The following is a 21,543-nucleotide window of genomic DNA, read 5'->3' on the forward strand; positions in this document are numbered from 1 at the left end:
TATCTCCCGAATGGCGGCTTGGTTTCGCGCTGGCCATTAATGGCACCTTATGCGTTTCATTTTGACGAACGGGTCGGGAAGAGCAAGTGAATTTTCGAAGGTCCGCGCATGACCGACATCGCTAGGCCGCGCGCCGGCCGGCCGACGGCCGAGCAGGCGCAGGCGCGCCAGGGCGAACTGCTGGACGCCGCCCTGGACATGTTCCTGGAGCAGGGGTTCGAGCTGACGACGATGGAGGCCGTCGCCGCCTCGGTCGGCATGACCAAGCGCACGGTGTATGCGCGCTATCCCGACAAGGCCGCGCTGTTCCTGGCCTCGGTGCAGCGGGCGATCGAACGGTCGATCACGCCCCTGGACGGGATCGACGACAGCGACCTGGAAGCGGCCCTGATCGCTATCGCCCGCCTGCGCGTCGGCAATGTCATGACGCCGCAAGGCCTGCGGCTGCAGCGGATCATCAACACCGAGTCCTACCGCTTCCCGGCGATCTTCTCGATGGCCTACGACCAGGCCACCAAGCCGGTGATCGACGTCCTGGCCGCCCTGCTGCGCAAGCACGACGCGGCCGGGACGATTCGACTGGACCGCCCGGACATGGCCGCCAACGTGTTCATGAGCATGGCCGTCAGCGGGCCGGTACGCATCATCGTCTCGGGCAACGCGCTGGACCCACGCGACATCGAGGACCGGATCGTCTTCGCGGTCCGGCTGTTCCTCGACGGCGCGCGGCCGCGCTGACCGCGGCCCTGACTACGGGAAGCGCGCGATCACCTGGGGCAGGTCGGTGGTGGTGCGGATGCCCGCCGGCGCCGCGCACACGGCCGCGATGGCGTTCACGGCCCGGTGGGCGGTCAGGCCCGGGGTGAAGGCGGCGTAGTCCTCCGGGGCGACCGGGAAGGTGATGCCGACGTCCAGCGGCGTGTCGCCTTCGACCCGAATGCGCCAGCCGGATTCGCGCAGCTCCCAGTCGGTGTGCTCGATGTCGCGCGAGCAGTACCAGTTGGCGCGGAAGCGCAGCACGGGCTGGCCGTCGCGCATCCCCGAGATGGTGATCCGCTGGGCCGCGACCTGGCCCTTCTCGATCACCCCGGCCGCGATCTCGACCTTGTTGGCCGCCGCCGACATCTCGCCGGTCGCGGTCCACTCGTCGATCTCGACGCCGATCCCGTCGGCGATCTGGGCCAGCGAGGCGGCGAAGTCGTGCTTCACATAGTCGACCTTGCGCTGGTCGAATTCGCCGATCGGCGCGCCGTAGCCCATCACGTAGAACAGGAGTTCGGGCGAGTTGCGGCTGGACATGTCCGCGAACTCCTCGATCGTCAGGCAGTCCAGGCGGCGCGACAGCGACAGCAGCGGAATGGCCAGCGCCTCGGTCACGAAGCCGGGGCTGGAGCCGGTGCTGTAGATCGAGCTGTTCCCCGTCTTGCAAGCCGTCTCGATCTTGTCCCGCACCGCCGGATCCATGCCGCGCGGATGGTGGAAGTCGCCGCGGGTGGTGACAACGTTCTTGCCCGAGGCCAGCAGGCGGCAGATCTCGTCGATGTCGGTGCCTTGGCGCATGTAGAGGACACAGTCGGCCTGGACGGCCACCATCTCGTCGACCGAGTTGGTGGCGATCACGCCGCACGGCGCGACGCCGGCCAGCACGCCGGCGTCCTTGCCGGCCTTGGCCTCCGAGCTGACCCACAGCCCGGCCAGCTCCAGTTCCGGATGCTCGATGACGGCGCGCAAGGCGCGCGCACCGATATTGCCGGTCGCCCACTGGATGATGCGATAAGGTTTCGCCACGCGCCCTCTCCTAAATCTTTGTTTTCGTTGTTTATGGGGCCAGATAGCCCACGGTTTCCTGCTTGGGATCCGGCGAGTCCGCCCGCCAACGCACCGAACCCAGCGGGCGCTCCAGCCGGCGCCGGACCACCTTGGTCGAGCCTTCCAGCAGGAAGGCCTCCACGTCCGCCTGGACGGCGAAATCGGCCTGGGTGAAGCGGTCGCGCATGCGCAGATAGTCGCCCCAGGTGGGGAACTGATAGCGCTCGGTCCACAGGGCCGGATCGGCGACGTCGCGCGAGATCGACCAGTTGAAGGCCCCGTTGCGCATCCGCGTGCGCTGGACCTTCAGCATGGCGTCGTAATAGGGCCGCGCCTGGTCCGGATGGACCCGATAGTCGATCTCGATCACCACCGGGCCCGAGCGCAGGGTCAACGCCATGGCGACCTCGGGCTCATTGCCGATCTGCACCGCCTCGACCCCGCCGACGGCTGCTTCCGGCAGCCGGAACACGAACGCCAGAAGCGGCGTGGCGCACAGGGCCGCGCCCGAGGCGACCACCGCCACCTGCACCGACCAGCCGTTGGCCACCACGCCCCACACGATCGCGCCCACCGCGATGCCGCCCGTCAGGGCCGAGGAAAACAGCGACAGGGCCCGGGCCGTCACCCAGCGTGGCGAGGCCAGCTGAACCGAGATGTTGAACAGGGCAATGGTCAGGATGTTGCCCGCTCCGGCCAGGAACAGGCCCACGCAGGTCAGCCACAGCATGTGGCTGAAGCCCACCAGGATGATCGCCAGGCCGGATATCAAGGCCAGGATCCGCGTCGCCGTCTCGTTGCTCAGCCGCTCGCGCACCCGGCTGACCATCAGGGCGCCGGCCACGGCCCCGACGCCGCTCGACCCCAACAGGACACCATAGGCGCCGGCGTCGCCGTGCAGGAGGTCCTTGGCGATCAGCGGCGCCAGGGCCGAGGCCGAGGCGCCGGCGAAGCCGAACAGGAAGGCGCGGACCAGGACGGTGCGCACCGGTCCCGAATGCAGGGCATAGCGTCCGCCGGACACGATGGCCCGGTCGATCCGCTCGGGCGGCAGGCGCGACGGCACATGCCGCCGCTTCCACAGGAAGAAGGCCGCCAGCAGCGGCAGATAGCATACCGCATTGACCGCGAACGCCGCCTTGGCCCCCATCGCCAGGACGATCAGGCCGCCCAGGGCCGGGCCGAAGCTGCGCGCGAAGTTGTAGCTGATCGAGCCCAGGGCGATGGCGGCTGGCAGCTGGGCGGGCGGCACCTGCTCGCTGATCGAGGCTTGCCACGACGGGCTGTACAGCGCCACGCCGGCGCCGATCAGCGAGCAGAAGCTCAGCAGCACCCAAGGCGAGGTCAGGCCCAGCCAGGCCAGCACGGTCAGCAGCGTTCCGCAAGCGACCGAAAAGCCCAGGCCCAGCATCGCGATCTTGCGCCGGTCGAACATGTCGGCCACCGCGCCCGCCGGCACGGACGCCAGCATCAGGGGCAGCATCAGCGCCGTCTGGACCATGGCCACCAGGCTGGCCGACGAGGTCAGCCGGGTCATCTCCCAGGCCGCGCCCACCCCCAGGATCAGTTGCCCGAAATTGGACAGGACGCTGGCCGACCAGATGTTTCGAAACACGGGTTCGCGCAGCGGTTCGAATGCGCCGCCCGACCCCGTCGGCGTCCCGTCGTCTTCCCCTGCCATCGCGGAGTTCACCCCTGTTCAGTGCGTGATCCGTCTCTTGCCAAATTGGTATCCGCGCGCACCGTGGGAGGAAAGCCGAACCGCCTGGACAAGGCCGGTCCAGGCCGAAGAGGTCCGCGACCATCCATTTGATTATGTTGTTCTTTATAGGATCGCCGAGACGCTGACCGGACACCAACCATCGCCGCCGCGATTGGTGAGAGGGTGGCGCGGGCCGGGCCTGCATGCCATATCCGATGAGGCCCCTCGCGCGGCCCGCAGGAGAAAAAGAAATGGCTGAAGCCTACATCATCGACGCCGTCAGAACTCCCCGCGCGATCGGCAAAACCGGCAAGGGCGCCTATTCGGGCATGCATCCCCAGCATCTGGCCGCGGCGGTGCTCGCCGCGCTCAAGGAACGCAACGCCATCAAGACCGAAGAGGTCGACGACATCATCTGGGGCACCAGCGCTCAGACGGGTCTGCAAGGCGGCGACATCGGCCGGATGGCCGCGCTGGACGCGGGCTTCGACGTCAAGGCCAGCGGCGTGACCCTGGACCGCTTCTGCGGCTCGGGCATCACCGCCACCAACCTGGCGGCGGCCCAGATCATGTCGGGCATGGAAGATCTCGTCATCGCCGGCGGCACCGAGATGATGAGCCACGTCACCGACTACGGCATGAAGCTGCGCGAGGCCAAGGTGAACGCCGCCAGCGGCCTGGGCACCGGCAATGCGCGCCTTCAGGCCAAGCATCCGCAGACCAACCAGGGCGTCGCCGCCGATGCGATCGCGGCCATGGAAGGCATCAGCCGCCAGGAACTGGACGCGTTCGGCGTCGAGAGCCAGCGCCGCGCCGCCGTCGCCCTGGCCGAGGGCCGCTTCGCCAAGTCGACCGTTCCGGTGATCGACGACGAAGGCGCCGTGATCCTCGACCGCGAGCAGTATCCGCGCCCCGACACCTCTCTGGAGGGCCTGTCCCAGATCAAGCCGGCCTTCGCGGCGTTCTACGACATCCCGTCCAGCCCGGGCGGCGCCACGTTCAAGCAGTTGATCAACCAGAAATATCCCGACCTGGACTTCGAGGCCGTGCACCATGTGGGCACCTCCTCGGGCGTGGTGGACGGCGCGGCGGCGATCCTGCTGGCCTCCAAGGACTATGCCGAAAAGCAGGGCTGGAAGCCGCGCGCCCGCATCGTCGCCACCGCCAATGTCGGCGACGATCCGACCCTGATGCTGAACGGCCCGGTGCCGGCGGCCAGGAAGGTGCTGGCCAAGGCCGGACTGACCACGGCCGACATCGACGTCTTCGAGGTCAACGAGGCCTTCGCCGTCGTGGTCGAGAAGTTCATTCGGGACTTGGATCTGGACCGTTCGAAGGTTAATCCCAACGGCGGCGCGATCGCCCTGGGCCACCCGATCGGCGCGACCGGCGCGGTCCTGATCGGCACCGCGCTGGACGAACTGGAGCGCTCGAACGGGCGCTACGGCCTGATCACCATGTGCGCGGCCGGGGGCATGGCTCCGGCGATCATCATCGAACGTCTCTGAAACGCGTGAAGACAGAACTCGACAAGCAAGCCCCCGGCAGCCGGCGCGCCATTTCGCTGAAGATGACGGTGCTGACGCGCCAGCTGCACAAGCGCTTCGACCAGGCCGTCGTCGACATCGGCGTCACCCGCTCGCAATGGACGCTGATCGCGGTGATCGCCCGGCGCCCAGCCGCGACCCAGCGCGAGATCGCCGAGATCCTGGAAATGTCGGAAGCGGCCGCCGGCCGACTGATCGACCGGCTCTGTGTCGACGGCCTGCTGGAGCGGCGCCCGAAGGAAGACGATCGCCGCGCCTATTGCATCAACCTGACCGAAGCCTCCAGCGCGATCCTGGACAAGATCTCGTCGGTGGCCGGCGAGCACGAGAAAATCGTCTTCGCCGGCTTTAGCGACGACGACCTGAAGCAGTTGGACGGCTACCTCAGCAAGATCGCCGCCAACATCGCCAGCCCGAAATAAGGGCCACCGCCCACGAAAAAGGAGCCGCGACGGGGGTCGCGGCTCCTGAAGTGTGTCGATGGATCGCCACCGACGGCTCGCGGGAGGACACCCGCCAACTTCATTCAGTTCTGCGTCATCAGGTCCTTCTTGGTCAGGCTGGTCGCGAACTTGTCGTCGTCCTTCTTGAGGGTCGCCAGCGGCACCGTGACCATCTTGCCTTCCAGCAGGATCTGCGGCGAACCCTTGGCGTCGAGCTTGTAGATGGCGGCCAGCTTCTTGCCGTCGGCGTCGTACAGCAGCTTGCCGACCATCGCCTTGGCCAGGGCGTCCTGCGCCATGGCGGGTTCGACGCTCACGAGCGCCGTAACCGGCAAGATGGCGGCCAGGGCAAGGATGAGGCCAAACTTTTTCACAACCGTAGCTCCGTGTTCACACAAGCGCCGATTCTATCGGCTGATAATGCTAATCTAGGTTAGTATATTCTCACAGTCAAGCCCGTTCTTGCCGCACCGCACAAGAAGCTCGACCGCGATGAATCGAAACGGCCCCGCCGAGGTCCGGCGGGGCCGTCAGATGATCCGTCGGAAGGCCGGCCGCGCGATCAGCGCGGCGGCATCCGGATCGCCCCGTCCAGGCGGATCGTCTGGGCGTTGAAGTAGGTGTTGCGCGCCAGCTCCAGGACCAGGCTGGCGAACTCCTCCGGCTTGCCCAGGCGCTTGGGAAACGGCACCGACTGGTTCAGGGCGTCCCACATGGCCGGGTTCATGTCCTTGAACCGCAGCATCGGCGGGGTGGCGAAGATGCCAGGCATCACCGAATTGACGCGGATGCCCAGATCCATCAGGTCCCGCGCCATCGGCAACACCAGGCCGTTCACGCCGGCCTTCAGCGACCCGTAGGCGATCTGGCCCACCTGCCCGTCCTGGGCGGCGGCGCTGGAGGTCAGGATGATCGAACCGCGCTCGCCGTCTTCCAGCGGCTCCAGCGACGCCATGCCCAGCGCGGCGATCGAGGCGACCCGATAGCTGGCGACCAGCACGCCCTGGGCCGAGAAGGCGTAGTCCTCGGTCGAAAACCGCTTGAACCCGCCGGTTTCCTTGTCCTTGGAGACGGTCTTGCCGCCCTTGGTGACGACGGCGCAGTGGACCAGCACGCGCTCCTGGCCGTTGGCGGCGCGAGCCTTCTCGAAGCCGGCCACCACGCTGTCCTCGGAGGTGATATCGACCTTGCAGAACAGCGCGCCGATGTCGTCGGCGACCTTCTGGCCGCTCTCCTCGTTGATGTCGAAAATCGCGACCTTGACGCCGGCCGCCAGCAGGGCTTGCGCGGTCGCCAGGCCCAGGCCCGATGCGCCGCCGGTGACGACGGCGGAAAGCGACGAGTCGATTTTCATGATGCTTCTCCCTGGTCCGAGCCGAGCCCGGTTTTGTCGCAGCTATCGCCTCCAGCGGCCGGTGCTCAACCGGCGCCCCACGAACCCCCACGGGATATCGCCAGGGCGTTAAGCCCCGCTCGCGCATCGCGCCCGCGATAGCCGCGCCGGCAAGGGCCCTCACGGGTTGCCGCCATCGCCCCAGCTTCTAGTTTTCGTTGAAGTATCGGCCCCTTGTTCGGCCTGATCGAGATGAGGGGAAGTCCATGACCCAGGTCATGAAAGGCGTGCGCGTTCTGGAGGTGGCCCAGTTCACCTTCGTGCCGGCGGCCGGCGGCGTTCTGGCCGACTGGGGCGCGGACGTGATCAAGGTCGAGCACCCCGTGCGCGGCGACACCCAGCGCGGCTTCCTCAACATGGGCGGGGTCAAGCTGGACCCCCTGCGTCACACGCTGTTCGAGCACCCCAACCGCGGCAAGCGCAGCGTCGGCATCGATGTCTCGACTCCCGAGGGCCAAGAGGTGCTCTACGAGCTGGCCAAGACCGCCGACGTGTTCCTGACCAACTACCTTCCGCAGGTGCGCCAGAAGAACAAGTTCGACGTCGAGCACATCCGCGCGGTCAATCCGAACATCATCTATGCGCGCGGCAGCGCCCTGGGCAACAAGGGTCCCGAGCGCGAGATCGGCGGCTTCGACGGCACCTGCTTCTGGTCGCGCAGCGGTGTAGCCCACGCCATGACCCCGGCCGAGATGGACGGTCCGCTGACCCAGGGCATCCCGGCCTTCGGCGATTCGATCGGCGGCATGTTCATCGCCGGCGGCATCGCCGCGGCCCTCTACAACCGCGAAAAGACCGGCGAGGGCGTCGAGCTGGACGTCTCGCTGCTGAGCGCCGCCTGGTGGGCCTCGGGCGCCCTGATCTCGCAGGTGATGGAGACCGGCATTCTGTCGCGCAATCCCATGCCCACCTCCGGCGGGTCGCTGCGCAATCCGTTCATGGGCAACTTCCGCACCTCGGACGGCGGCACGATCAACCTGTGCATGGTCAGCCCGACCGGCCTGATCCGCGATACGTTCGCCCACGTGGGCGTTCCGGAAGCCGGCGACGACCCGCGTTTCGCGGACCCGCTATTGCTGATCGAGAACGCCGGCGCCGCCAGCGACATCCTGGTCAAGGCGTTCGGCCAGCAGACCTTCGCCTACTGGCGCCAGCACCTGAAGACGATGAAGGGCCAGTGGGCGCCGATCCAGAGCTTCGAGGATCTGCTCACCGACGAGCAGACGGTGGCCAACGACATGATCATCGAGGTCGAGGGCGCCGACGGCGGCGCGCCGCTGCGCCTGGTGCGCGGACCGGTGCAGTTCGACGGTCAGCCGGTGCAGACGACTCGCTCGCCGCAGGCCTCCGAGCACACCGAACTGGTGCTGATGGAGCTGGGCCTGGAATGGGACCGGATCGAGGAACTGAAGTCCAAGGGCGCCATCGCCTAGGCCATTGAGCGGATCCGATCCGGTCGCGCCTGGCGCGATCGGATCGCGCTCGTTTTCGTCCGCCAACGCCCCTTCGAGGCGTCGATGCGGCGCGTTCGTCCGCCTCTGAAATCGAGCGCTCGGCGCCCGGCGAAAACGCATCCGCTCACCGGGCCGGCTCGAAGCGAGCGCCCGACGCCGCGCCATAAAATTCAATCAGAACAAATAGATAAATCATTCCCTCTCCGCCACCACCGGCCGGCGTGCTGGAAATGCTCGTCCATATCCCGCCCCCGTGGACGGAGGAAAATCGCCGCCTTCCCAGACCGCGAGATAGGCGCTAAAAACGGAGGGGCTCTCATCTTTGTTGACAACCCTCCGGTCTTATTGAACACTCCTGTCTATTATAAAAAAATACAGGGAGGCCCAGGCGATGAACGGATCCAACAAGGCCAAATTTGCCAAGCGCGTGATCGAGGTTCTGGAGTTCTTCGACGAGGAACATCCCCAGGCGACGGTGATGGACATCGTCCGCCGCTTCGACCGCCCCCAGTCGAGCACCTCGGAGCTGCTGTACTGCCTCGTCGAGGTGGGCCTGCTCTACAAGGACCCGCACTCGCGCTCCTATTCCCCCACTCCGCGCGCCGCCCTACTGGGCCGCGCCGCCCAGCCCAGCCTGGTGCGTGACGGTCGCCTGACCGGCCTGATCGACCGCCTGAGCGCCCAGACCGGCCTCGGTGTCGGCGTCTTCGGCATGGTCGGCCTGCAGGTCCAGCTGTACAGCTGGCGCGGCGGCCAACGCGCCCTGCGCACCTCCAACCCCTTCGGCATCTGCGGCGGCCAGAAGGACCACCTGTCCTGCTCGGCGGCCGGCTGGCTGCTGCTGTCGACCATCCCCCAGCCGCGCCGCGAAAGCATGCTGCGCCGCCTGAACGCCGAGGCCGCCGCGGACCGCAAGTTCTGCGTTTCGGACCTGGCCGCCCGGGTCCAGCAGTGCCACGAGCAAGGCGCCGTGACGGACGTGGCGGGCTTCGACTCCAACGCCCAGTTCACCGCCATGCTGCTGCCGGGCCTGCCCCAGAACCAGCCCCTGGCCATCGGCTTCGCCTACGAGCCCAGCGAACACATCGATCCGACCGCCCTGCTGCAAACGCTGAAGGACGCCGTCGATCGCTGCTTCGAGGAGCAGGCCGCCTCGTCCGTGGTCCAGCCGCTGTTCGTGCCCCCCAGCGTCGCGACGCCCGCCATGGCCGGGATGGCGATGTAACCAGCCTTTCGGGCCGGTGCCTGGCGTCGGCTCGTCTCCATAAAATCTAGGAACTCGAGCACCGCCAGGCGAACCCCGCCCGGCGGTGTTTTTTTGCGCGCCGCCGTGACCTAGGTCGCGGCCCGCTCGCCCAGCGGCCGCCGAACGGACGTGGAGAAGTCCATCACCGCGCCGACCCGCCTCGCCTTCTCCTTGCGGCCTGGCTGGAAGGTGAAGCAGTTGGCGGGCATGCGCGTGGCGTCCGACTGCCGCTCCATCGGGATCGCCCGGCCATGGGCGATGATGGCCGCCCAACGCAGCAAGCGCGCCGCTTCGCGCCCTTGCTCGTCCAGGGCGGCTATCCATTCGCCCAGTTGGAACAGGGTCTTGCCGGCCGCCTCAGCGGGTTCCTCAACCAGCTTGTCCCGCTCGACGAGACGCAGCGCCGACGCGCCCTCGCGGGTGATCTCGGCGACGCGCACGCCGTCGACCGCATCGGTCACCGTGATCTCGTAGCGGGTCGGCGCGGCGTCGCGCGCATGGGCGGCGGCGGTCACCGCCATGTCGTGCAGGTGCGTGCAGTTCATCTGCTTCTCGCCCCGCGCGGCCGCCTCGTCCAGCCTGGCGCCCGTGAAGGTCTCGCTCAGCTGCTGCACCGCGCCCGGACAGGTCGACCAGGGCGCGCGGACCATGTCGGCTTCGACGCCGACGATGGTCTGGCCGTCGTGACGCAGGGTGACGCCCATGTGGTGGTAGTCGTCCTCGACCCAGGCGCTGACCCATCCCTCGCCCGGCGTCACGAGCACATGGCGATGAAACGCGGGTTGGGTCACTTCGAGCGCCTTCAGTCCTTGGCCAGCAGCAGCGCCGCGGCCATCGGCCCGCCGCCGGACGTGGTGACGGCCACCTTCGGGTCGCCGGGAATCTGGCGCGCGCCGCCCTCGCCGCGCAGCTGCACCGCGGCCTCGAAGGCGAAGCCGAAGCCGTGCAGGCGTCCCCAGCCCAGTTGGCCGCCGCCGGTGTTCATCGGCAGCTCGCCATCGCGGGCGATCCGCTTGCCCCCCTCCAGGAATCGGCCGCCCTCGCCCACCCCGCAGAAGCCCAGCCCCTCGAGCCAGGTGATCGGCTGGAAGGCGAAGCCGTCATAGAGCTGGACGGTGTCGACGTCCTTGGGCTGGTAGTCGGTGTTGGTCCAGAGGTCGCGGCCGGTGACGTAGGCGCTGGCCCACTCGGCCTGGTCCCAGCTGTAGCGCTCGACCGAGCCGGCCGAGGCCGCGATGCGGATCGGCGTGGTCTTGACCTCGTCCAACGCGTCGCCGGCCGAGACGATGATCACCGTCGCGGCGTCGGTGAAGCGGTCGCAGTCGTACAGGCAGAACGGCGACGAGATCATCCGCGCCGACATGTACTCGTCCATGGTCAGCGGTTTCTTGACCAGGGCGCGCGGATTGATCGCCGCGTTGGCGTGGTCGTTCAGCGCCACCTGGGCCAGTTGCTCGCGCGTCAGGCCGTAGCGCTTCATGTGGCGCATGGCGAACTGGGCGGTCCAGTTGGCGGCCGAGAAGGCGCCGAACGGCGAGACCCATTGCGAATTGCCGGTCACGCCCTCACGGCGCTCCAGCGGCGGAAACTCGTCAGGCCGCGACATGGCGGCGGCCTCGTAGACCGTGCGGAAGCAGAGGACGTGACGCGCCAACCCCGCCCTCACCGCATTGGCGGCCTCGGCGATCGCGCCCAGCTGGGCGGTCATCTCGGCCGCGCCAATGTGCCAGTGCGTCTTCAGGCCTAGTGTCTCGATCAGCTCGTCCGAGCCGATCGGCGAGAAGCCGAGGAAGGTCGGCATCTTGCCGGGATAGGTCGCCACGCCGTCGATCTGGTCCAGCGTCAAGCCGGCGTCGGCGATGGCTTCCTTGACCGCGTCGACCGTGAGACCCAGCGGCGAGCGGGCCAGCCGGACACCGACCTCCGACATGCCCAGGCCGGTGATATAGGCTTCCCGCGCCACGCTCAGCCTGCCTTCTCGAACAGCGGAAACCAGACGCCGTCCTGCTCGTCGAACACGACGCGCACGGGGTCGTCGATGTCGACCGCGTCCACCGGACAATTGACGATGTTGGTCGTCAGATAGACCCCCGGCGCATCATCCAGCTTCACCCGGGCGATGACGAAGGGCACGTCCATGTCCTTGGCCCAGGCCTGGTAGTTGACGGTGTAGGTGTCGACGACGCCCGTACCGGCGACGGCATGAGGGGCGACGTTTTCCGACAGGCAGAACCGGCAGATCTCGCGCGGCGGATGGATGAACCCGCCACAATCGCCGCACTTGGCGATGTTCAGCTTGCCCTCGGCCCCGCCGGTCCAGAAGGCGCGATTGTCCTTGTCCAGCCGGGGCCGCGAGCGCGTCCAGGTCAAGCTCAGACGTCCCAGACCAGATACAGCTCGTCCGGACCGATCACGTGGCCGCCGTGGAAGCTCACTTCCTTGGTGGGATCGATGCGGAATTCCGGCAGGATCTTCAGCATCTCCTCGTACAGCACCTGCAGCTCGATGCGCGCCAGGTGCGAGCCCAGGCAGCGGTGCGGACCGGTGCCGAACGCGATGTGCACCTTGTTCTCGCGGGCCAGGTTGTAGGCGGCCGGATCGGCGAACTCGGTCGGGTCCAGGTCGGCGGCCGGCAGGAAGAGGAAGGCCCGTTCGCCCTTCTTCATCTGCACGCCCTCGAACTCGACATCGTCCAGCAGGAAGCGCGGCGGCACGGTGAAGGTGTAGCGGCGCAGCAGCTCCTCGCCAGCCTCGGGCACCAGGGCCAGGTTCTCGCGCAGTTGCTTCTGCAGCTCGGGATGCATGGCCAGGTGGCGCACGCCCAGGCCCATGCCGTTCATCACGGTGTCGAGCCCGGCGATGAACAGCATCACCGCATAGTTCTCGATGTCGTGCAGGGTCGCCGGCTTGCCGTTGTACTCCGACTGCCAGAGCATCGAGATGATGTCGTCCTTCGGATTGTCGCGGCGATCCAGGATCGTCTCGTTCATCGCGTCGGCCACCTTGCGCAGGCGCAGCTGCGTGGCCTGGGAGTCGCCGATCGGCGAATGCAGGTGTTCGGCGACCAGGTCGCGATAGACGCGGCCCTTCTCGACCGGCAGGCCGAACAGCTCCAGGAAGATGGTCACCGGCAGCGGCTCGGCGATCGCGGTCATGAACTCGCAGCCGCCGTCCGGCTTGACCTTCTCGACCAGCTCGGCCGCCAGCTTGCGGATGCTGTCCTTCAGCCCCAGCATCGCCTTGGGCGAGAACGGCTTCTGGAGCGGACCGCGATAATAGGTGTGGTGCGGCGGATCGACGGTGATCGGCAGCGGGATGAGCATCTTCTTCTCATCCGGCAGGTTGGCGTTCATGTGCGCCAGCATCTCGTAGGGCATCGGCGCGTTGCTGAAGATCTCCGGCGCGCGCGAGGCGTTGTAGACCGCGCTGTGACCGCGCAGGATCCAGTGGCCGCCATGACGCGGGGTCCAGAAGATCGGCGGCGCGGTCTTGGCGATCTCCAGGATGCGCGCGTGGGCGTCCTTGCGCAGCGCCGGGTCGTAGTAGTGGTCGTAATCGAACACCAGGGCGTCCGGCACGTGATCCGGCTTCGGAACGGCTGGGCTCAGAGCAACTTGGACCATGGGACTTCTCCGGCGTTTGCCGCTGACTTTGATTATGCGCGGCGTCGGTGAAGACGCCCGCGCAGCTTGGACCCTGTGTCGCGCGCACCCCCGCCCATGGCAATGCCCGCCCCGCGATGGCGGCCGGCAATAACGCCAGGGCGATTGCACGCGAACCGGACGGCGGGCGGCGTTGATCGTACGCTTGTTCTCCGTTCATAGGATTGCCCAAGCAAAGTCTGGGAGGAGGCTGCCATGAGGATTCGCATCGAAAAAGGCGCCTGCGTCGGCAACGCCCGCTGCGCCGCGGTTTCCAAGGAACTCTACGTCCTGGACGACGACGGCTACATCGACACCGAAGGCTTCGACGTCCCCGAGGGCATGGAAAAGCTGGCCAAGTACGGCGCGCGCGCCTGCCCTGAAAAGATCATCTACGTCGAGGAAGACGACGGCACGATCTCCTGGCCGCTGAAGAAGCCCGCCTGATCCCCTTCCCGATTCAAGCCTCCTACGGAGCAGAAAGAATGACCGACGTTTTGGGCTACAAGGGCAAGCGGGTGATCGTCACCGGTTGCTTCTCGGGCATGGGTGAAGCCACCGCCAAGCTGCTGCTGGACCTGGGCGCCGAAGTGCACGGCCTGGACTACAAGGACTCGGCCCTCCCGCTGGCGTCATTCAACAATGTCGACCTGCGTGACCCCGCCTCGATCGAGGCCGGCGTGGCCGCGATCGGCGGCAAGGTCGACGCGTTGTTCAACTGCGCGGGCCTGCCCCAGTCGTTCCCGCCGCTGGACGTGATGAAGGTCAACTTCATCGGCACGCGTCACCTGACCGAGCAGGTCGTGCCGCTGATGGGCCCGGGCGGCGCGATCGCCAGCATCGCCTCGACGGGCGGCCTGGGCTGGAGCCGCCGCATCCCGACCAGCATGGAAATCATCGCCACCAAGGGCTTCCAGGCCGCGGTCGACTGGTGCGAAGCGCACATGGACACCGTCGCCGAGGGCTACTCCTTCTCCAAGGAGAACGTCATCGTCTGGACCCAGTTCACCGGCGCCCACCTGATCAAGAAGGGCATCCGCATCAACTGCACCCTGCCCTCGCCGACCCAGACCCCGATGATGCAGACCTTCGAGGCCGCCTCGGGCAAGGACGTGGTCGAGGCCGCGACCCAGCCGATGGGCCGCTACTCGACCGCCGCCGAGCAGGCCGGCGGGCTGGTGCTGATCAACAGCGACCTGGCCAGCATCGTCAACGGCGTGGTGTTCCCGGTCGACGGCGGCTTCATGGGCGGCGTGGCGACCGGCCAGGTCGACCTCAGCGTCATGATGCGTCGTCGCGGCTAAGGACAAGTTTGGCCATGAATTTCGACCTGCCCGAAGATCAGGAAATGATGCGCGACATGTTCGCGCGCTTCCTGGACGCCAACAGCTCGACGGCGCGCGTGCGGGCGGCCGAGCCGTCCGGTTTCGACCCGGCGCTCTGGAAGGGTCTGGCCGAGCAAGGCGCCCTTTCGATCCGCGTGCCCGAAGCGGCCGGCGGGCTGGGTCTTGGCCTGATCGACGCCGTGCTGCTGATGGAAGAGGCCGGTCGCACCCTGGCCTCGGGCCCGCTGGCCGAGGCCCTGGTCGCCGCGCGCCTGCTGGCCCAGTTGGGCGGGGACCAGAGCGGTCTTCTGGACCAGGTTCTGGCCGGCGAGACCGTCCTGACCCTGGCCCTGCATGACCTGGCCGTCCAGCCGCGCCAGTGGGTCGCCGGGGGCCTCGTCGCCGATCAAGTCATCGCTCGCAAGGGCCAGGACGTCGTGCTGGTCGCCGTGCCGGCCGCCGCCCGGGTCGCCGAGGAAAACCTGGCCTCGACCCCGCTGGCCGAGATCGACTTCGCCGCCTTGCCGCAGACCGTGCTGGCTTCCGGCGACAACGCCCTGGCCACCTTCGCCGCCGGCGTCGAGGAGTGGAAGCTGCTGATCTCGGCCGCCTTGGCGGGCCTGGGCCGGGAGGCGCTGAAACTGGCCGCCGCCTACGCCAGCGAGCGCAAGCAGTTCGGCCAGTTCATCGGCCAGTTCCAGGCCATCTCGCACCCTCTGGCCGATCTCGCCTGCGAGGTCGACGGCGGCAAGTTCCTGGTCTGGAAGGCCATCCGCGACATCGCCGACGGCGCGCCCGAGGCCGCCGCGGCCGTCTCGATCGCCATCTGGTGGAACAACCAGGCCGCCGCCCGCACGGTGGCCCAGGCCCTGCACACCTTCGGCGGCTACGGCCTGACCACCGAGTACGACATCTTCCTGTTTAACCTGCGCGCCAAGGCTTGGCCGCTGGTGCTGGGCGACCCGCAACGGTTGCTCGACGAGGCCGGCCGCCGCCTCTACGCTGGCGAGACCGCCGCGCTGCCCGAGGCCGGCGAGAGCCCGATCGAGTTCGATCTGGGCGAGGACGCCCGCACGATCACCGACGAGATCAACGCCTTCTTCGCGGCCAACGTGACGCCGGAGATGCGCGACACCTTCCACTACAGCTGGGAAGGCTACAATCCCGAGCTCAACAAGAAGCTCGCCGCCGCCAACCTGCTCTATCTGGGCCTGCCCAAGGACGTCGGCGGGCGCGGCCTGTCGCCCTACGCCAAGATCGCGGGCATGGATGCGTTCGAGGCCCAGGGCTACAACAACCCCGCCGCCGGCGTCTCGCAGATGGTGGCGCTGATCATCAACCGCTTCGGCACCGAGGAGCTGAAGAAGGACGTCCTGCCCCAGATCATGGCGGGCGAGGTGATCTGCAGCCTGGGCTATTCCGAACCCGCCTCGGGCTCGGACGTGTTCGCCGCCCAGTGCCGCGCCACGCCCGACGGCAACGGCTGGCGCATCGACGGCACTAAGATGTTCACCAGCGGCGCCAACCTCGCCAGCTACGTCCTGCTGCTGGCCCGCACCAATCCCGAGGTCGCCAAGCACAAGGGACTGACGATGTTCATCGTGCCCCTGAAGACCCAGGGCGTCACGGTCCAGCCCGTCTACACCTTCCAGGACGAGCGGACGAACATCACCTTCTATGACGGCGTCCACGTGCCCGACAGCTACCGGCTGGGCGAGGTCGACGGCGGCGTGCGCACCATGAGCGCCAGCCTGGAGCTGGAGCACGGCGGCGGCTTCGCCAAGTATCAGCGCGCCATGCTCGACGCCGGCGAGAAGCTGTGCCGCGAGATCACCTGGCGGGGCAAGCCGCTGATCGAGGACGCCGCGGCCCAGGCTCGCCTGGCCCGCACCACGGCCAACCTGTGGGTCTCCGAATTGCTGACCTACCGCGCCACCTGGGTGATCGCCGAGAAGAAGACCAACCTCGCCTATGGCCCGATGGCCAAGATGTTCTCGTCCGAGAAGTTCCTCAGCGACGCGCGCGACCTGCTGGACCTGACCGCCCCCTACTCGCTGTCCAAGCGCAAGGGACCGGCGGCCGAGATCAACATGTTCTACCGCCACGCCCAAGGCTCTACGATCTACGGCGGCACCAGCGAAGTGCACCGCTCGATGATCGCCGAGCGGGGGCTCGGTCTGCCGCGTACGCGGGCCTAAGGAGACGTCATGTCGGAAGAACCGCACCTCCTGACGGAGGAACAGGACGGCGTCCTGATCGCGACGCTGAATCGTCCCGACAAGCTGAACGCGCTGTCGGCCGAGACCATGCAATTGTTCGAAGCGGCGCTGCACCGCTTCCGCGACGAGCCCGACCTGAAGGTGATGCTGATCCGGGCCACCGGTCGCTATTTCTGCTCGGGCGCCGATCTGCGCGGCGGCTCGCCGACCGCCACGCCGCGCACCGCCTCCGGCATTCGCGAGAACCATCGCCTGCGGCTCAACGGCATGCATCGCATCTATGACGAGATGGAGCATATCGAGAAGCCGATCGTCATGGCCATTCACGCGCCTTGCGTTGGCGGCGGGCTCGAGATGGCGCTGTCCTGCGACTTTCGCCTGACGGCCAAGAGCGCTTCGTTCGCCTTCCCCGAAGGTCTGTTCGGCACGCTGCCGGCCTCGAACGGCGTCAGCCGCCTGACCCGCCTGTGCGGCCCCCACTGGGCGCGCTGGCTGATCATGGGCAACCAGAAGGTCGACGCCGACCGCGCCCTGATCATGGGCCTGGCCCACGACGTCCTGCCCGATGAGGGCTTCCAGGACGCCGCCCTGGACTTCTGCCGCCACCTGACCAAGTCGTCGGGCGAGCAGATGGGCGCGGCCAAGATCGCCATCGACCTGGCCGCCGAGCTGGGTCGCGAAAGCGGCCGCCATGTCGAGCGCATGGCCAACAGCGCCCTGATGCTGAACCCCGCCTATCTCGAGGGGATCGAGCGCTACATCAAGAACCTGGGCGGCAAGGGAAAGTAGCGGTCGAGCGCCCTAAGCGTCCGTCCGCGCCAGCGCGCGGAAGTCGCGGATGCCCAGCTCCAGCAGGCGCGCCTCGGAGCGCAGGAAGTTGCGCACGTTCGGGGCGAACTGGCCGGGGATCACGGTCGGCAGGATGCGGTCGGTGGCGATGGTCACGACGCGCTCGATGCCCGTATAGAGCACCGTCGCCATGCCTGCGGCCTGGGAGCCCGCCTCTTGCGGATCCTGGTCCATCTGCATGACCAGCAAGCGCATGACCGGTTGCGCCGCCTGGACGCGGTTGGCCATCATCCGCTTGTCGCGCTGGTCGGACATGCTGTTGCGCAGGTGGAGCACGGCCGAGTTCTTGTGCCAGAAGCCGTGCAGCGCGGTGACGAACTCCAGGCAGTGGGCGTTCAGCGTCTCGTCCGGCCACCGCTCGCGCAGATGGCCCAGATAGGCGGTTTCCGCCTCGGCCATCACCGGCTCCAGGACGGCCAGCAACAGCTCGGTCAGGTCGGCGAAATAGAGGTAGAGCGACGTCATGCCCAGGCTGGCCTGACGCGCCACCGCGCTCAGCGAGAACGGAACGTCGCTAGGCGTCGCCAAGAGCTCGTTGGCCGCCACCAGGATGCGGTCGCGCGTCAGGCGCCCCTTGCGACCCAGCCGCTGACCGTTGAGGTTATGGCTGCTCGCCTTGGCGGCCAGCGCGGCGGCTCCGCGTTTCGCGGTCACGGCGTCCGTCGTCTTGCTGGCCTCCACGCTCAAGATATCCTCCGTGCCTAGGCGGCGCGCCATGCGATCAATTTGGTCTCGAGGAACTCCTCGATCCCTTCCAGACCCCACTCGCGACCCACGCCGCTAGCCTTATATCCGCCAAAGGGCAAGTCGCCGGCGATGCACATGCCGCCGTTAACGCTAATCGAACCCGAGCGGATGCGCTTGGCCACGTTCATGGCGCGGTCCAGATCACCCGAGCTGACGCCGCCCGACAGGCCGTAGGCGCTCTCGTTGGCGATGCGGATGGCGTCGTTGTCGTCCTCGAACGGAATGACCACCAGCACAGGGCCAAAGATCTCTTCCTGGGCGATACGCATGTCGTTGGTCACGTCGCCAAAGCAGGTGGGCTCGATGAAATAGCCGCCGCCCTTGTCGGGCCGGGCCTTGCCGCCGGCCAGCAGCGTGGCGCCCTCTTCCTTGCCCAGCTCGATATAGGACAGCACACGCTCCATCTGACGCTTGGAGACGACCGGGCCCATGATGTGCTTGGGATCGTCGAACACGCCCCAATTGTCGCCGAAGCTGCCATAGGCGTGCTTGAGGATGCCCTTGGCCTCCTCGTAGCGGCTCTTGGGCACCAGCAGGCGCGACTGGACCGCGCAGCCCTGGCCCGCGTGGAAGACCAGCATGGCCTGGGCCACTTCCATGGCGAAGTTGGGGGCGTCGTCGAGCACGATCTTGGCCGACTTGCCGCCCAGCTCCAGGAACACGCGCTTCAACGACGCCGCGCCCTGTTCCATGATCCGCTTGCCCACGCCGGTCGAGCCGGTGAAGGAGATCAGATCGACGCGCGGGTCCTGGACCAGCATCTCGCCGGCCAGGGCCGGATCGGCGCCGAACACCACGTTGATCACGCCCGGCGGGAAGCCGGCTTCCTTGGCCAGCTCGCCGAAGATCGCGCCCATGCCGGGCGTGTTCGGAGCGGGCTTGAGGATCAGGGTGCAGCCGGCCAGCAGCGCCGCGACCACCTTGCCGACATTGACGTACAGCGGAACGTTCCAGGGCGTGATCGCGCCAACCACGCCGACCGGCTCGTACACCGCCTTGCGGACCGTCTCGAAGCCGTAGCCGTGGCGCGAGCCGTAGTCCTTTTCCCAGCGCACTTCGGGGAAGACCTTCAGGTAATCGTCCCAGCCGTCCAGGGCCATGTCGACGTGGGCGCGGCCCACCGCGCCCCAGGCGGCGCCGGCCTCGTTGCGGGCCAGGTCCGAAAGGCGTTCCTTGTTGGCCTCGAACAGCGCGCGCAGCTTGGTGACCAGGGCCACGCGCTTTTCGACATTGGTCGACCAGTCGGTCTCGTCGAAGGCGCGGCGGGCGGCGGCGATCGCGGCCTCGACGTCGGCGGCCGAGGCGTCGGCCGCCTTGCCCACGGGCTCACCGGTCCACGGGCTGATCACGTCGAAGGTCTTGCCGCCTTCGGCGCCGCGCAGCACACCGTCGATATAGAGCTTCGCGTCGGGGAGGCTGGTCATGGTGATCGTCTTCCTGTCGAATTTCGATACGAGGCGGCGGGCTAGCGCCGGCTGCCGCTGAGGGTGACCAGGCCGACGTGCAGGTCGGCCGGCATGTCGAGCACCGCGCGGAACGCGTCGGTGACCGACCTGTAGTGAGAGATCGGACGTTCCCGCAGGTTCAGGCCGACCTTGGCGTTCTCCTGGGCGAAGCGCACGGCGACCTCCATCGGCCAGTTCGTGCCGGTCTTGGTCTCGTCCATCATCTGGCCGGCGCGCACCACGGTGACGCGCACCCCGGCGCTCTCCAGCTCGCGCGACCACATGTCGGAAACGAACTCCACACCGGCCTTGGTGCCGGCGTACATCCACAACATCGGCATCCGCACGTTCACGGACTCGCTGGTGACGTTGATGATGTGGCCGGCGCCGCCAAACAGCGGCAGGGCGGCGCGGGCGCAGAAGATCGGACCAGCCAGGTTGGTGTTCAACGCGGTCAGGATCTGGGCGTCGCTGGCCTCGGCCAGGGTGAAGGGTTCGAAGACGCCGGCGTTGTTGATCAGCACGTCGATCTTGGGATGGCGCTCGGCCACCTTGGCGAAGGCGGCGCGGACCTTGTCCGGATCGCCGACGTCGCACTCGACCGCGAAGTGCGGCGCGCCCAGCTCGTCGGCGATGGCCTGCACCTTGGACAGCGTGCGGCCCAGCAACACCACGGTGTCGCCATCGGCGGCCAGACGCCGGGCCAGCGCTCGGCCCAGACCATCACCCGCCCCGGTCACTACGACGACTTTGCCCACGATCCGCCCTACAGTCTTATTGCTTGTCGTTAGCTAACTGCGCCCACGCCCCGCCCCCGACAAGAGGGGGGCGTATCGCGCCCACGATAGGTGCGAAACCTCAGCCGGCGGGCCGCGCGAAATCGGCCGGATAGACCGACAGGTCGCCGTCATAGGCCACGCCGCCTGACCAGAATTCGGTCCCGCTGATCTTCTTGAAATAGTGCACCGTCCGGGCGGTCGAGCCGGACGACGAGCGCTCCTGGAACGCCACGCCGCTGGGGCTGACGCCGCGGGCGCGGGCGCTGAAATCCTTGACCGTGAACAGCAGATCGTCGGTCTGCTGGGCGCAGAACACCAGGTCGCTGCCCGGGCAGTAGCGGACCGGCTCGATCTGCAGAGGCGACAGCCGGCCGCGCTTCATCGCCACCTTGCCGGGCACCCGGCTGACCTCGGGCATGTGCACCTCGTCGTACCACTTGTGGTACTCGGCCTCACGCCCGGCGATGAAGTTGGCCAGGATGATGCTGACGCCGGAGAAGGGCTTGTCCTTGCGATGGTTGGGGCTGGAGACCCAGTCCGAATACATCGCGTAGGTGTGGATGCGCTCGCTCTCGGTCGCGTCGTCGATCAGCCCGGCGTCGCGCGCCTCGGCCAGCAGCGGACCTAGGGCCGGCAGGTCGATCTGGGGCGCGGGATAGTCGAACTCGTAGACGCTCATGAAGCGCCAGGGCTGGGGAATGTCGGGCATGATCTGCTCGCGAGACACCTCGTAGCGATCGGCCGAAACGAAGCCACGCAACCGGGCCAGGTCTTCGCGATGCTTGCCGTCGAACCACGTCGCGTAGTCAGCCTCCTTGCCGGCGGGGACGTTGTGCAGGTGGAGGGTCGTGTACAGGCTCATTCCCTACTCTCTTCCGACTTGCCTTCAGACGGGCGCGGTTTGGAGCACCCTATCACCGCCGTGAAGGGCGGCGCGCCAAACC

Annotated in this window: 21 protein-coding genes; 9 read left to right on the plus strand and 12 right to left on the minus strand. The window is 67.5% G+C overall.

Translation table 11 applies throughout. The features are described from left to right. Nucleotides 1-108 precede the first annotated feature (108 nt). A complete protein-coding gene (locus G3M62_RS18500; RefSeq protein ID WP_165189683.1) occupies nt 109-738 on the plus strand; it encodes a TetR/AcrR family transcriptional regulator in 630 nt (209 codons plus the stop codon). 12 nt (nt 739-750) lie between these two features. On the opposite strand, the gene G3M62_RS18505 is transcribed toward G3M62_RS18500, so the two are convergent. Next, complete coding sequence (locus G3M62_RS18505; RefSeq protein WP_165189685.1) at nt 751-1,788, minus strand: NAD(P)H-dependent amine dehydrogenase family protein; 1,038 nt, start codon at nt 1,786-1,788, stop codon at nt 751-753. A 31-nt stretch (nt 1,789-1,819) separates the two neighbouring features. Further along, a complete protein-coding gene (locus G3M62_RS18510) occupies nt 1,820-3,490 on the minus strand; it encodes an MFS transporter (protein WP_165189687.1) in 1,671 nt (556 codons plus the stop codon). Nucleotides 3,491-3,762: 272 nt separating this feature from the next. Between G3M62_RS18510 and G3M62_RS18515 the strand changes: the two genes are divergently transcribed. Together G3M62_RS18515 and G3M62_RS18520 are read left to right on the plus strand one after the other, a co-directional pair. Further along, nucleotides 3,763-5,019 carry an acetyl-CoA C-acetyltransferase gene (locus tag G3M62_RS18515; RefSeq protein WP_165189689.1) on the plus strand — a complete coding sequence of 419 codons (1,257 nt, stop codon included), beginning with the start codon at nt 3,763-3,765 and terminating at the stop codon, nt 5,017-5,019. A 5-nt stretch (nt 5,020-5,024) separates the two neighbouring features. Continuing rightward, complete coding sequence (locus G3M62_RS18520) at nt 5,025-5,480, plus strand: MarR family winged helix-turn-helix transcriptional regulator (RefSeq protein WP_205691893.1); 456 nt, start codon at nt 5,025-5,027, stop codon at nt 5,478-5,480. 104 nt (nt 5,481-5,584) lie between these two features. On the opposite strand, the gene G3M62_RS18525 is transcribed toward G3M62_RS18520, so the two are convergent. Beyond that, nucleotides 5,585-5,818 carry a hypothetical protein gene (locus tag G3M62_RS18525; RefSeq protein WP_165189691.1) on the minus strand — a complete coding sequence of 78 codons (234 nt, stop codon included), beginning with the start codon at nt 5,816-5,818 and terminating at the stop codon, nt 5,585-5,587. A 245-nt stretch (nt 5,819-6,063) separates the two neighbouring features. Then, nucleotides 6,064-6,855, minus strand: coding sequence for an SDR family oxidoreductase (locus G3M62_RS18530; protein WP_165189693.1), 792 nt, complete (start codon nt 6,853-6,855; stop codon nt 6,064-6,066). 245 nt (nt 6,856-7,100) lie between these two features. On the opposite strand from G3M62_RS18530, the gene G3M62_RS18535 reads away from it, so the two are divergent. Together G3M62_RS18535 and G3M62_RS18540 are read left to right on the plus strand one after the other, a co-directional pair. Next, complete coding sequence (locus G3M62_RS18535) at nt 7,101-8,327, plus strand: CaiB/BaiF CoA transferase family protein (RefSeq protein WP_165189695.1); 1,227 nt, start codon at nt 7,101-7,103, stop codon at nt 8,325-8,327. 412 nt (nt 8,328-8,739) lie between these two features. After that, nucleotides 8,740-9,573, plus strand: a complete 834-nt coding sequence (locus G3M62_RS18540; RefSeq protein ID WP_165189697.1) for an IclR family transcriptional regulator — start codon at nt 8,740-8,742, stop codon at nt 9,571-9,573. A gap of 110 nt (nt 9,574-9,683) precedes the next feature. Here the strand turns inward: G3M62_RS18540 and G3M62_RS18545 are convergent, their stop codons facing one another. Genes G3M62_RS18545 through G3M62_RS18560 form a run of 4 tightly spaced genes read right to left on the minus strand, consistent with a single transcriptional unit; the run spans nt 9,684 to nt 13,217 of the window. Next, nucleotides 9,684-10,385, minus strand: a complete 702-nt coding sequence (locus G3M62_RS18545) for a DUF2889 domain-containing protein (protein WP_205691894.1) — start codon at nt 10,383-10,385, stop codon at nt 9,684-9,686. A gap of 11 nt (nt 10,386-10,396) precedes the next feature. Beyond that, nucleotides 10,397-11,557 carry a thiolase family protein gene (locus G3M62_RS18550; RefSeq protein ID WP_205691895.1) on the minus strand — a complete coding sequence of 387 codons (1,161 nt, stop codon included), beginning with the start codon at nt 11,555-11,557 and terminating at the stop codon, nt 10,397-10,399. Between the two features lie 2 nt (nt 11,558-11,559). Next, on the minus strand, nt 11,560-11,964 hold the full coding sequence (locus G3M62_RS18555; RefSeq protein WP_165189699.1) for a Zn-ribbon domain-containing OB-fold protein: 405 nt from the start codon (nt 11,962-11,964) through the stop codon (nt 11,560-11,562). A 2-nt stretch (nt 11,965-11,966) separates the two neighbouring features. Next, on the minus strand, nt 11,967-13,217 hold the full coding sequence (locus G3M62_RS18560) for a cytochrome P450 (RefSeq protein ID WP_165189701.1): 1,251 nt from the start codon (nt 13,215-13,217) through the stop codon (nt 11,967-11,969). Between the two features lie 234 nt (nt 13,218-13,451). On the opposite strand from G3M62_RS18560, the gene G3M62_RS18565 reads away from it, so the two are divergent. From G3M62_RS18565 to G3M62_RS18580, 4 genes are read left to right on the plus strand one after another with little or no spacing between them, the layout of a single operon-like run. After that, nucleotides 13,452-13,682, plus strand: a complete 231-nt coding sequence (locus G3M62_RS18565) for a ferredoxin (protein WP_165189703.1) — start codon at nt 13,452-13,454, stop codon at nt 13,680-13,682. Between the two features lie 38 nt (nt 13,683-13,720). Next, the gene (locus G3M62_RS18570; RefSeq protein WP_165189705.1) at nt 13,721-14,539 is read left to right on the plus strand and encodes a coniferyl-alcohol dehydrogenase; all 819 of its coding nucleotides are present in this window, start codon (nt 13,721-13,723) and stop codon (nt 14,537-14,539) included. Nucleotides 14,540-14,553: 14 nt separating this feature from the next. Then, nucleotides 14,554-16,758 (plus strand): acyl-CoA dehydrogenase family protein, encoded by a 2,205-nt coding sequence (locus tag G3M62_RS18575; protein WP_165189707.1) that lies wholly within the window; start codon nt 14,554-14,556, stop codon nt 16,756-16,758. A 9-nt stretch (nt 16,759-16,767) separates the two neighbouring features. Continuing rightward, nucleotides 16,768-17,568 (plus strand): enoyl-CoA hydratase/isomerase family protein, encoded by an 801-nt coding sequence (locus G3M62_RS18580; protein ID WP_165189709.1) that lies wholly within the window; start codon nt 16,768-16,770, stop codon nt 17,566-17,568. A 12-nt stretch (nt 17,569-17,580) separates the two neighbouring features. Here G3M62_RS18580 and G3M62_RS18585 read toward each other — a convergent pair whose 3' ends face one another. From G3M62_RS18585 to G3M62_RS18600, 4 genes are all read right to left on the minus strand, one after another. Continuing rightward, nucleotides 17,581-18,282: a TetR/AcrR family transcriptional regulator gene (locus tag G3M62_RS18585; RefSeq protein ID WP_205691896.1), complete on the minus strand. Its 702-nt coding sequence runs from the start codon at nt 18,280-18,282 to the stop codon at nt 17,581-17,583. A 47-nt stretch (nt 18,283-18,329) separates the two neighbouring features. Next, a complete protein-coding gene (locus G3M62_RS18590; RefSeq protein ID WP_165189711.1) occupies nt 18,330-19,799 on the minus strand; it encodes an aldehyde dehydrogenase family protein in 1,470 nt (489 codons plus the stop codon). A 41-nt stretch (nt 19,800-19,840) separates the two neighbouring features. Further along, nucleotides 19,841-20,578 (minus strand): SDR family oxidoreductase, encoded by a 738-nt coding sequence (locus tag G3M62_RS18595; RefSeq protein ID WP_165189713.1) that lies wholly within the window; start codon nt 20,576-20,578, stop codon nt 19,841-19,843. A 100-nt stretch (nt 20,579-20,678) separates the two neighbouring features. Further along, nucleotides 20,679-21,461 (minus strand): hypothetical protein, encoded by a 783-nt coding sequence (locus tag G3M62_RS18600; protein ID WP_165189715.1) that lies wholly within the window; start codon nt 21,459-21,461, stop codon nt 20,679-20,681. Nucleotides 21,462-21,543 lie beyond the last annotated feature (82 nt).

This window comes from Caulobacter soli, from assembly GCF_011045195.1.
GTDB classification, from domain to species: domain Bacteria; phylum Pseudomonadota; class Alphaproteobacteria; order Caulobacterales; family Caulobacteraceae; genus Caulobacter; species Caulobacter soli.